We start from the raw sequence: 10,490 nt of genomic DNA, 5'->3' as shown, positions 1-10,490 counted from the left end.
CCGGTGCCTCGTCCGCCCGGGACGGGTCCGCGGGTCGAGCGTCCGCGGGGCTCTCTCGACGCTCCCCGTACCCGCCCGGGTTCGAGGTCGCGCACCGCCTGAGCCGCGAGGCGGGTCCGGCCGTGGCCGGGCGGGCCGGTGAGGATCATGCCGGGGCGGGTGGCGGTCAGCGCCTGGCGGACCAGGGCGAGTTCCTCCTCACGGCCGGTGAACGGCCAGGGCAGATCGAGGGACTTCGGGTCGCTTTCGAGAGTCGTCACGTCATCATGAGCGGGGGTACTCAGGTCTGATACACGGTGACTTGAGTAGCTCCCGACTCAGGCGCCGTGACCTTGGACCGGGCAGGCTGGAGCCATGACCGCCCGCTACTGCTCGCTCGTCCGGCAGCCGGAGCCCGGGTTCACCCCGGGGCTCGCCGCCGAGCGGCACGGTGCGCTCATGAGCGGGCGGCGGATGTGGGTCAACGGCACGGTCCTGCACTACTGCTTCTTCGACTCCGAGAACGCCGGCACCGGGGGGAGCCGGCGGGTCTCGTGGGCGGGGGGCGAGGCCCAGCGCGAGGTCGTGCGCGACTGCTTCCGGGAGTGGCAGGGGCTCGGCATCGGCGTGCGGTTCACGGAGGTCGCCGAGCGGGCCGAGGCCGAGGTGCGCATAGGGTTCCGGGAGGGCGAGGGCTCCTGGTCCGCGGTGGGCCGCGAAGCGCTCCTGGCGGGGCTCCACGACCGCACGATGAACTTCGGCTGGGACCTCACGGCCCCCGGCGAGCGGGCGACGGCGCTCCACCAGATCGGCCACGCGCTGGGCATGCAGCACGAACACCAGAGCCCGTACGCCGGTATCCACTGGGACGAGGAGGCGGTGTACGCCGACCTCGCGGGCCCGCCGAACCACTGGAGCCGGGAGCGGACGTACGTCAACATCCTGCGCAAGCTGGACGCCACCGAGGTCAACGGCACGGTGTGGGACCCGCAGTCGGTGATGGAGTACCCCTTCCCGGCGGGGCTGATCCTGGAGCCCGAGCAGTTCCGGCAGGGGGTGCATCCGCCGGGGGCGCTGTCCGCGCTGGACAAGGAGTTCGTGCAGCGCTGGTATCCGCCGCCGCTCCCGCCCGGCCCCACCACGCTGACGCCGTTCCGGTCGGTGCCGCTGTCCCTGGCCCCCGGTGAGCAGGCCGACTTCGTCCTGGAGCCGCCCGAGACCCGCGAGTACCGGCTCGCCACGTTCGGCGACTGCGACGCCGTCGTCGTCCTCTTCGAGGAGCGCGAGGGGGAGCCGCGCTTCCTCGCGGGCGACGACGACGGGGGGACGCCGGGGAACGCGACGCTGCACGCCCGCCTCGTCAAGGGCCGGCGGTACTTCGCCCGGATGCGTCTGTACTCGGTCTGGGGGGCGGGGCAGACCGCGGTCATGTGCTGGTGACCGCCCACGAACCATTTTCCGACGCCGGGGGAAAGGCCGGGCCGTCCGCTCCCGGGGGAGAGCAGGACGGCCCGGCCGCACCGGCGGGGGCCCGGGGCCGGGCGCAGGAGATCGGCGTAGGGGTGAGGGGGCCGGGTCGAGGACGCCGGGTCGAGGACGCCGAGGGGCGTACCGGATCCGGGGCTCTCTCCCTCTGACAGGGCTCCTTCAGACGATGGCGGGGCCGGGTCGGTGGGCGGGCGGCGTGGTCGCGAGGAACTTCACGACGCCGCCCGGGTTTCCCGCCTCTCGTCGGGGTGGGTGAGACCGAGGTGGTCGCGCAGGGTGGTGCCCTCGTAGTCGGCGCGGAAGACGCCCTTCTCCTGGAGGATCGGGACGACCCGGTCCGCGAACTCGTCGAGGCCGCCGGGGGTGATGTGCGGGACGAGGATGAAGCCGTCGGCCGCGTCCGCCTGGACGTACTCGTCGATCGTGCGGGCCACCGTCTCGGGGGTGCCGACGAAGTTCTGCCGGTTGCCGGTCTCGATGACGAGGTCCCGGATCGACCACTTGTTGGCCTCGGCCAGTTCACGCCACTCACGGGCGGTGGCCAGCGGGTCGCGGTACATCCTGACCTGCGCGCGGCCCTGGGAGACGTGCTGGGCGCTGACGTCCGGATCGATCTCGGGCAGCGGCCCCTCGGGGTCGTACGCCGAGAGGTCGCGGTTCCAGACGAACTCCAGGTGCTTGATCGCGGTGGCGCCGCTGACCTGCTGGCGGCGGACCTCCTTGGCCGTGTCCCGGGCCTCCTTCTCGGTGTCTCCGAGCACGAACGTCGCGGCGGGCAGGATCAGCAACTGGTCGGCGCGGCGGCCGTACTTGGCGAGGCGGCTCTTGACGTCGGTGTAGAACGCCTGGCCCTGTTCCAGTTGCGCGTACCGGCTGAAGATGGCGTCGGCCTCGGCGGCGGCGAACTCACGGCCCTCGTCGGAGTCCCCGGCCTGGAAGATCACCGGGCGGCCCTGGGGGCTGCGCGGCACGTTGAACCGGCCGTGGATGTCGAAGTGCTTGCCCGTGTGGACGAACGAGCCGGCCTTCGCGTCCCGCAGGAAGGCGCCGGTGGCCTGGTCGGCGAGGATCTCGTCGCCCTGCCAGGAGTCGAAGAGTTCGTGGGCCGTGGCGAGGAACTCCCGGGCGCGGGAGTAGCGGTCCTCCTGCGGGAGGAAGCCGCCGCGCCGGAAGTTCTCGCCGGTGAACGCGTCCCACGAGGTGACCACGTTCCACGCGGCGCGGCCGGCGGAGAGGTGGTCGAGGCTCGCGAACTGGCGGGCCACCTCGTACGGTTCGTTGAACGTCGAGTTGATGGTGCCGGTCAGGCCGAGCCGGTCGGTGACGGCGGCGAGGGCGGCCAGGACGGTGAAGGTGTCGGGGCGGCCGACGACGTCCAGGTCGTAGATCTTGCCGCCCTGTTCACGCAGCCGCAGGCCCTCCGCCAGGAACAGGAAGTCGAACTTGGCGCGTTCGGCGGTCTTCGCGAGGTGGGCGAAGGAGCTGAACTCGATGTGGCTGCCCGCGCGGGGGTCGCTCCAGACGGTGGTGTTGTTGACGCCGGGGAAGTGGGCGGCGAGGTGGATCTGCTTCAGCGGCTTGCTCATCGTCGGTGTCTCCCTCGCGCTCAGGCGGCGTATCGGTTGGCGGGACGGGTCAGGCCGAGCAGTCCGCGCAGGGTGTCGGCCTCGTACGCCGTGCGGAAGGCGCCGCGCCGCTGGAGTTCGGGGACCAGGCCCCTGCTGATCGCCGGCAGGTCGTGCCCCACGACGGCGGGGCGCAGCCGGAACCCGGTGAGCCCGGCGGTCTGGAACTCCTGGAGCAGGTCGGCGAGTTCGGCGGGGCTGCCGGCGAAGATCCGCGCGTCGCCGGTGTACGGCTCGCCCGCGGCCTCGTCGAGCCGGGCCCGGCGTGCCTGTGCCTCGGCCGGGTCGTCGTCGAGGAACACCACCAGGTCGGCGAAGACGTGCAGCGGGTCCCCTGCGCGGCCGGCGGCCTCCTGTTCGGCGCGTATCTCCTGGACGATCGCGCGTGCCTGGCCGGTGTCGTGCGGGGTGACGAAGCCGACGTCCGCCGCGCGTGCCACCAGCCGGTAGGGCACCGTCGCGTGGGCGAGGGCCGTGACGAGGGGCTGGCCCTGGGGCGGGCGGGGGGTGATCGAGGGGCCCTTGACGCTGAAGCGGCGGCCCTCGAAGTCGATGTAGTGGAGTTTCTCCCGGTCGACGAAGCGGCCGGTCGCGGCGTCCCTGATCTCCGCGTCGTCCTCCCAGCTGTCCCACAGGCGGCGGACCGCCTCGACGTGGTCGGCGGCTTCGTCGAAGAGGTCGGTGATCAGGGCGAGGGTGTCAGGGTCGTGCGTGTCGTACGCCTCGATGCGCGGGACGGTGCGGCGGCCGAAGTGGGCGGCCTCGCTCGGACGGGCGGTGATCTGGACGCGCAGGCCCGCGCGGCCGGTGCTGACGTAGTCGAGGGTGGCGACGGCCTTGGAGATGTGGAACGGCTCGGTGTGGGTGGCGACGGTGGTCGGGACGAGGCCGATGTGCCGGGTGAGCGGGGCGACGCGGGAGGCGATCAGGACGGCGTCGAGGCGGCCTCGGACCTGGTCGGTGCGGTCGTCGGGGTCGAGGAAGTGGGAGGACTGCGGGCCCAGGCCGTCCTCGATGGTGACGAAGTCGAGCAGGCCGCGCTCGGCCTCGGTGACGAGGTCGGCCCAGTAGCCGGCCGTGAACAGGTCGCGGGGGCGGGCGACTTGCTCACGCCAGGACGCGGGGTGCCAGCCGGTGCCGTCGAGGGCTGCGGCGAGGTGGAGGGGGGCGGGAGATGAAGGGGACACGGGCGGAGTGCCTTCCTGGAGGTCCGTACGAGGTCGCCGGGGCGGCCCGGGGTGCGGGCGTGGGGGCGGGGCTGCGGGACGGGTCAGCTACAGAGCGCGGCGGCTGTGCGCAGGAGGTCGATGTGGGGCCGGGAGTGGAGGTGCGTGGAGTGGCGTATGTGTATGTCGGTCACTGCCGTACCTCCTTTCCTTCGTTCTCGCTGTGTTCGCGGTCGGCCCGATCGTGGCTCTCGTCCGTCACAACGGGCCGGTCCCGTGCCGTGTTCCCGATTTCACGGAATTTCTCGAACTTTTGTGCGAAACCGTTTCTCCGTCCGGTGTCCGCACCTCCACGATCCGCGAGCCGCGCCGCAGTTCGAAGCCGATCGACTCGTACAGGCGGATCGCGTCCGTGTTGCCGGCGGCGGCGTGCAGGAACGGCGTGTCCCCGCGTTCGCGGATGCCGGCGGCGACGGCGCGGATCAGCCGGGTGGCGAGCCCCTTGCCCCGGTGGGCGGGGTCGGTGCAGACGGCGCTGATCTCCGTCCAGCCGGGCGGCCTGAGCCGTTCCCCGGCGAGCGCGATCAGCCGTCCCTCGTGCCGGATGCCGAGATAGGTGCCGAGCAGGATCGTCCGCTTCAGGTACGGTCCCGGGCGGGTGCGGGCGACGAGGTCCAGGATCTCGGGGACGTCGTCCGGTCCGAGCCGTACCGCCTCCGGGTCGGGTCCGGCACGCAGCGAGGTGCCGACGAGCTGCACCCCGCGCCCCTCCCGGATCAGCTCCCAGCCGTCGGGGATCGCTTCGACAGGCTTGACGCGTACGACGGTTGCCGGGCCGGCGAGGCTGTGCAGGTCGGTCCAGGCCGCGGGGTCGGCCGGGTCGTCGAGGGCGGCGAAGGCGTAGACGTCGGCGGGGTAGCGGGCGGCGCGGCCGAGGCGGTCGGCGAGGTGGGCGTGGGGGCCGTCGAGGGCGGACCAGACGGCGTTGTCGAGCGGGTGGGGTGCGGTGGTGACCGGGGCTCCGCCTCCGCGGGGGTTGTCCGGGTGCGTCACGAAGGCAAAGTCCTTTCAGTCTGGGCGGTGTTGATGAGACATCAGGAGTTGGTGAGGGGCAGGCCGGGCGGGTTGATCTCGGACTTGGTGACGGCCTCGTTGGCGAGGTTCCAGGATGCGAGCCACTTCGCGTACTGACCGTTGGCGATCAGGTGGTTGACGGCGTCGGCGAGCGGCTTGGCGAGGCCGCTGTCCTTCTTGGACGTCGCCGCGATGAGCCCCTGGAGGGTCTCGCCCGCGCCGGAGTAGGTGCCCGCGATGGCGGTCGGCGAGGGCGACTTGGCGCTCTGGGTGACGTGGTACGAGAGGTTCGGGTTCGGGCCGAGATAGGCGTCGATCTTGCCGCTGTTCAGGGCCAGGTACGTGCTGTTGGTGTCCTGGAAGTACTTGATGGTGAGGTCCTTGCCCTCGGCCTTCAGCTTCTTCCGCCATTCGAGCAGCAGGCGTTCCTGGTTGGTTCCGGCGCCGACGGAGACGCTCTTGCCCGCGAGGCTCCGGTACGTTCCGTCGAACGTCCAGGAGTTGGACTTCAGCTTCTCGAAGCCGAGGTTGTCCTGCCGGTAGGAGGCGAAGTCGTACTTCCGCTTGCGTTCCTCGGTGTCGGTGATGTTCGAGAAGCCGACGTCGACCTTGCCGCTGTCGATGCCGACGAAGAGGTTCTCCCAGGTGAACCGCTTGTTCTCGGTCTTGAGGCCGAGGACGGCGGCGACGAGGCGGGCGAGGTCGGGCTCGGCGCCGGTGAGGGTCTTCTGGTCGTCGCCGATGTAGCCGAGCGGCGCGGAGCCGGAGGGCAGCGAGCCGCTGCCGATGACGAGCGTGCCGCGCTTGCGGATCGCCTCGGGCACCTCGGCGCTGATGGACTTGACCTCGGAGACCTTCAACGTCACTTCCTTCGCGGCCCCGTTGGAGACGCGGCCGATGGTGACGGAGCCCGCGGAATCGGCGGAGGTGGTGGCCGCCTCGCTGTCCCCGCCGCAGGCGGCGAGCCCGCCGGCGAGGGTGGCGACGGCGGCCGTCGCGGTGATGCCTCGGATCAGGGCACGTCGGGAGAGGGGAGCGGGCATGACTGTCCTCAGGGTTCGGGTTTCGTGGTTCAACGGGGTTGGTTTCAGGGGGTCTTGGCTTCAGAGGACTTTCGCGAGGAACTCGCGAGTCCGTTCGTGTCGCGGCCTGTCCAGCACCTGTTCGGGCGGGCCCTGTTCGACGATCTTCCCGCCGTCCAGGAACACGACCCGGTCGGCGACCTCGCGGGCGAAGCCGACCTCGTGCGTGACGATCAGGAGGGTGGTGCCGCTGGTCGCCAAGTCCTTGATGACGGCGAGGACTTCCCCGACCAGTTCGGGGTCGAGGGCGGAGGTCGGCTCGTCGAAGAGGATGACTCCGGGGCGCAGCGCGAGAGCGCGGGCGATGGCGACGCGTTGCTGCTGGCCGCCGGACAACTGCCGTGGATAGGCGGCCGACTTGTCGGCGAGGCCGACCCGGTCGAGGAGTTCGCGGGCGAGTTCCCGCGTGGCGGTCCTGGTCAGCCGTCCGGTGGCGACGGGGGCGGCTGCGACGTTGTCCAGGACGGTGAGGTGCGGGAAGAGGTTGAAGTTCTGGAAGACGAAGCCGATCCGTGAGCGCTGGGCGAGGATGGCCCGCTCGCTCAACTCCCTCAGCCGGTCACCGCTCTTGCGTACGCCGATGAGTTCGCCGTTGACGCTGACGTACCCGCGTTCGGGTTTCTCCAGGTGGTTGATGACGCGCAGGAGCGTGGACTTGCCGGAACCGGACGGGCCGAGCAGCGCGGTGACTTCACCGGGGCGCACGGTCAGGTCGATGCCGTCCAGGACCCGGTGCGTGCCGAACCACTTGTGGACGCCGTGGAGTTCGACGGCGGCGGGGACGGCGACTGGCGCTTCGGCCGGGGACTTGGCGGCGGGGGCCGATTTGGTGCTGGCGGGCGCGGTGCTCATACGGCGGCCTCCTTGCGCAGGCGCTCCTTGAACTGGCCGAAGGAGGCGCGCAGTTGCTGGAGCGGGGTGGGCGGCAGGGTGCGGATCGCGCCGCGCGCGTAGTACCGCTCGACGTAGAACTGGGCGATCGAGACGAGGCTCGTGAGGATCAGGTACCAGACGGTGACGACGAGCAGCAGCGGGACGATGTCGCCGGGGTAGGTGGAGCCCATCGTCTGCGCGGCGCCGAAGAGGTCGAGGAGTGAGACGTAGAAGACCAGCGAGGTGGATTTGACCAGGCCGATCAGCTGGTTGACGTAGTTCGGGACGATCGACCTGAGCGCCTGCGGGAAGACGACCCGGCGGAACTGGTAGCCCTTGGGCAGGCCGAGCGCGGCGGCGGCCTCGTGCTGCCCCTGGTCGACGGAGAGGACCCCGCCCCGAACGACCTCGGCGGCGTACGCGGCCTCGTAGAGGCTGAGGCCGACGACGGCGATGACCATGTCGGTCGCGAGCCGGGACTCGTCGAAGGTGAAGAAGGCCGGGCCGAAGGGGACGCCGACGCTCAACGTCCGGTACAGCGCACTGAAGTTATAGAGGAACAGCAGTACGACGATCAGCGGGATCGAGCGGAACGCCCAGATGTAGGTCCAGCTCACCGCCCGCAGCACCGGGCTCTTCGAGAGCCGGGCGAGCGCCAGCAGGACACCGCCGAGCAGGCCCGACACGGCACTGTAGGCGGTGACTTCGAGGGTGACGAGGAGTCCGTCGACGATGGTCGGGCGCAGGAACCAGTAGCCGAAGCGGTCCCACTGGTAGAACGGGTTGGTGACCAGGCCGTGGACGAACTGGGCGGCCAGGACGAGGACGATCGCGGTGGCGATCCAGCGTCCGGGGCGGCGCAGTGGCTGAACTCTCTGTGCCGTGAGTGTTTTTGACGGTGCGTCGGGTTCTGGTGCCGTGGCGAGGGACACGGCGCCCGGTGATTCGCTCATGAGGGGGCTCCGGCGGGAGGCGGGCTGCCCCGGATCGCGGGCGGCGGCCGTGGACGCACGGCTCCTTCGGGAGCGGGCGCGTTCAACGGGTGCGTACGGGACCGGGGTTCGGGAGGTGCGGGCGGCACACCGCGGGTGCGGTGGCCGGCGAGGGCGCTGCGGTCGGGACCGGTTCGGAGGTCAGACCCGACAGCGGGCACGGCCCGGTGCGGTACACAGTGCGCTGCTGACGCGCAGGAGATCGACGGCACGGTTGGCGACGAGGTGGCTGAGGTACGGGCGTACGCAACCCCGGGAGCGGCGGGGCGCCGTCCTGAGAGCTGCGTACATGTCGTCCTCTGCTTCCTTCGTGGCTCACGGCCGGGGCGCGGCCCGACGGGCGGCGCGTGGCGTGGATCAAAAGACTGTTCTGGGCCGCAAGTAATCCAGTTACCGGGACCCTTGTCAACGCCCGTCCACTTCTCGGACCGAATCAGCCCTGGTGGGTCCGGTTTTGGCCACTCCGGTACGACGCCCAGTCCAGGATCTGGACAGCGGAACCGGCCGCCTCCAGGCCCTGGCAGCGGGCCCGGTGGCGGCGGTCGATGCCGTCGAGGTCGAGGTGGGTGCCGAACGCGGGGTGGGCGGTGAGGCGGCGGGCGTAGGCCCACAGGGCGTGATGGCCGGCGACCTGCCGGACGGCGGCGGCGTCGAGGTGGTGGCGGTGCACGGTGTCGAGCTGGACGAGGGTGACCCACGACTCGACGTCCGCCGCGGTGATCTGATCGCCCGTCACATACGGTTCGCCGCACAGGCGTTCCTCCATGAGGCCGAGCGAGTCGAACAGGGCGTCGAGGGCCTCGACGCGTTCCAGGGCCGACACCCCTGCGTCGCCCGCGCGTTGGGCGGCCCGCTCGATCTCGGCGCACAGTCGCACCACCGACTCGGTCTCCGGTTCCGCGCCCCGGGGGTGCAGCGAGGGCCGTCCGCCGCCGAAGTGCCGGGCGAGGTCGCGGACGATGTCCGGGCCGTGGGTGGAGACGATCCGCCCCGACCAGTCGTCGCTCAGCACGGGCGCGAGGGCCGGGCCCCGGTAGCGGTGCGCGCTCGCGTCGTACAGCGGGCGCAGGCTCGCGTGTCCGCCGTCGGGACAGTCGGGGACGGCGGGCAGGAGCGTGACGGGACACGCCGCGCCGAGCCGGAGCAGGCCGTGGGTGACGGCGATGCGCAGGCCGTCGGGGTCGGCCGTGGAGAGGTGGAGGCGGTAGCGGCGCGGCACGGCGTAGTGCCCGCTGCGGGCGTCGCGGCCGATGCGGCCGCGGAAGACGGGGGCGGGGCGGTCGTACGCGTGGGCGGCCAGCGGTGTGATGGACATGAGTCTCCCCGGGGGCGGGCGCGCGCGAGGGCGTACGCGCGGCGGCGAATGCGGCGTCGGAGGGTGGGGGTGGGAGTGGCGCGGCCTGCGGGTGCTGCGGTCAGCGTTGTGCGCTGCACACGCGCAGCAGGTCGATGTGGCGGCGGGAGGTGAGAAGGGGCGACGACCAGGCCGTGCGGCTCGTCCGGCTGGCGATCGGCTCCAGGCGCCCCATGGTTCCCTACCTGTTCACTAGGATTCCCGGTTCGAGTGTCGATCGAGGGGTGGGGTGCGTCAAGAGGGCGTCCGAGGGGTGAGAGGCAGTGTCCGAGGGATGGGCGGGCGGGAAGGGCCTCCTTGCAGGTGTCGAGGTCGGCCGGGGAACTCCGCGAGGCCGCCGAGGGCGTCCCCCAGGGGGTTCCCCTGACACCCCCGCCCCGGACACCCGGGACCCGAGCCCCACCTCACCCCCGACTTCTCCCCTCACCCTCGCCGGACCCCCGTCCCACACGGCACCAGGCCCGGGCAGGGCCGCAACGGGGCCGGGGGCTCAAGCCGTCGGGACACCGGGCGGGGGACCTTGAGTGAGCAAGGTTCCGAGAGGGTCGCTCTCGGAGGGAGTTCCCGAGAGGTGGTGGGTCACATGTCATACAGCACAGAGGCCCTCACCGCCCTCGGGACCACTCCGCTCCACACGGAGGCCGAGCACACCGACCAGCCGGACCGGACCGGGCGCTCCCCGCGAGCTGCCCGCGACGCCGGCCGCCGACGGGGGCGTCGTAGGGGTGCGGCGCAGCGGCGGCAGGCGAGGATCATCCGGAAACCGGTCCGTACCAGCGCCTGGTCGTCGGCGACCACGACACGCAGCGGTTCGGTCATGTCTCCTCCAGGGGGATCAGTGCGTGGACGCGGAAACC

The 10,490-nt window shown here is 71.6% G+C and carries 10 protein-coding genes and 2 pseudogenes; 1 reads left to right on the top strand and 11 read right to left on the bottom strand.

From position 1 onward, the window contains the following. Window positions 1-260, bottom strand: a pseudogene (locus ACVNF4_RS26070) (hypothetical protein); the annotation flags it as partial. A 94-nt stretch (window positions 261-354) separates the two neighbouring features. On the opposite strand from ACVNF4_RS26070, the gene absR1 reads away from it, so the two are divergent. Next, window positions 355-1,419 (top strand): beta-glucuronidase AbsR1, encoded by a 1,065-nt coding sequence (gene absR1, locus ACVNF4_RS26065; RefSeq protein ID WP_461805311.1) that lies wholly within the window; start codon window positions 355-357, stop codon window positions 1,417-1,419. Window positions 1,420-1,679: 260 nt separating this feature from the next. Here the strand turns inward: absR1 and ACVNF4_RS26060 are convergent, their stop codons facing one another. The 10 genes and pseudogenes from ACVNF4_RS26060 to ACVNF4_RS26015 form a co-directional block, all read right to left on the bottom strand. Next, window positions 1,680-3,053, bottom strand: coding sequence for an NtaA/DmoA family FMN-dependent monooxygenase (locus tag ACVNF4_RS26060; RefSeq protein WP_461805310.1), 1,374 nt, complete (start codon window positions 3,051-3,053; stop codon window positions 1,680-1,682). A 20-nt stretch (window positions 3,054-3,073) separates the two neighbouring features. Then, window positions 3,074-4,279 (bottom strand): LLM class flavin-dependent oxidoreductase, encoded by a 1,206-nt coding sequence (locus tag ACVNF4_RS26055; protein WP_461805309.1) that lies wholly within the window; start codon window positions 4,277-4,279, stop codon window positions 3,074-3,076. An 83-nt stretch (window positions 4,280-4,362) separates the two neighbouring features. Beyond that, window positions 4,363-4,452, bottom strand: a complete 90-nt coding sequence (locus tag ACVNF4_RS26050; RefSeq protein WP_461805308.1) for a putative leader peptide — start codon at window positions 4,450-4,452, stop codon at window positions 4,363-4,365. 64 nt (window positions 4,453-4,516) lie between these two features. Further along, a complete protein-coding gene (locus ACVNF4_RS26045) occupies window positions 4,517-5,311 on the bottom strand; it encodes a GNAT family N-acetyltransferase (RefSeq protein ID WP_461805307.1) in 795 nt (264 codons plus the stop codon). Window positions 5,312-5,352: 41 nt separating this feature from the next. Continuing rightward, window positions 5,353-6,375, bottom strand: coding sequence for an ABC transporter substrate-binding protein (locus ACVNF4_RS26040; protein WP_461805306.1), 1,023 nt, complete (start codon window positions 6,373-6,375; stop codon window positions 5,353-5,355). A 60-nt stretch (window positions 6,376-6,435) separates the two neighbouring features. After that, window positions 6,436-7,266: an amino acid ABC transporter ATP-binding protein gene (locus ACVNF4_RS26035; protein WP_461805305.1), complete on the bottom strand. Its 831-nt coding sequence runs from the start codon at window positions 7,264-7,266 to the stop codon at window positions 6,436-6,438. Continuing rightward, window positions 7,263-8,240, bottom strand: a complete 978-nt coding sequence (locus ACVNF4_RS26030) for an amino acid ABC transporter permease (RefSeq protein WP_461805304.1) — start codon at window positions 8,238-8,240, stop codon at window positions 7,263-7,265. Before ACVNF4_RS26030 ends, ACVNF4_RS26035 begins: the two co-directional genes overlap by 4 nt. 472 nt (window positions 8,241-8,712) lie before the next feature. Next, entirely contained in the window at window positions 8,713-9,594 is an 882-nt protein-coding gene (locus ACVNF4_RS26025) for a glutathione S-transferase C-terminal domain-containing protein (RefSeq protein ID WP_461805303.1), read from the bottom strand. Between the two features lie 100 nt (window positions 9,595-9,694). Further along, entirely contained in the window at window positions 9,695-9,808 is a 114-nt protein-coding gene (locus ACVNF4_RS26020) for a putative leader peptide (protein ID WP_355863829.1), read from the bottom strand. Between the two features lie 569 nt (window positions 9,809-10,377). Further along, a pseudogene (locus tag ACVNF4_RS26015) lies at window positions 10,378-10,452 on the bottom strand (DNA-binding response regulator); the annotation flags it as partial. Between the last annotated feature and the right edge of the window lie 38 nt (window positions 10,453-10,490).

Source organism: Streptomyces sp. S6 (assembly GCF_054880855.1).
This window is presented reverse-complemented; position numbering and strand designations above follow the sequence as displayed.

What these genes read in the sequence shown, in the direction of transcription:
- absR1 (WP_461805311.1), top strand. Translation starts at nt 355, where the DNA reads ATGACCGCCCGCTACTGCTCGCTCGTCCGGCAGCCGGAGCCCGGGTTC.
- ACVNF4_RS26060 (WP_461805310.1), bottom strand. Translation starts at nt 3,053, where the DNA reads ATGAGCAAGCCGCTGAAGCAGATCCACCTCGCCGCCCACTTCCCCGGC.
- ACVNF4_RS26040 (WP_461805306.1), bottom strand. Translation starts at nt 6,375, where the DNA reads ATGCCCGCTCCCCTCTCCCGACGTGCCCTGATCCGAGGCATCACCGCG.
- ACVNF4_RS26035 (WP_461805305.1), bottom strand. Translation starts at nt 7,266, where the DNA reads ATGAGCACCGCGCCCGCCAGCACCAAATCGGCCCCCGCCGCCAAGTCC.
- ACVNF4_RS26030 (WP_461805304.1), bottom strand. Translation starts at nt 8,240, where the DNA reads ATGAGCGAATCACCGGGCGCCGTGTCCCTCGCCACGGCACCAGAACCC.
- ACVNF4_RS26025 (WP_461805303.1), bottom strand. Translation starts at nt 9,594, where the DNA reads ATGTCCATCACACCGCTGGCCGCCCACGCGTACGACCGCCCCGCCCCC.
- ACVNF4_RS26020 (WP_355863829.1), bottom strand. Translation starts at nt 9,808, where the DNA reads ATGGGGCGCCTGGAGCCGATCGCCAGCCGGACGAGCCGCACGGCCTGG.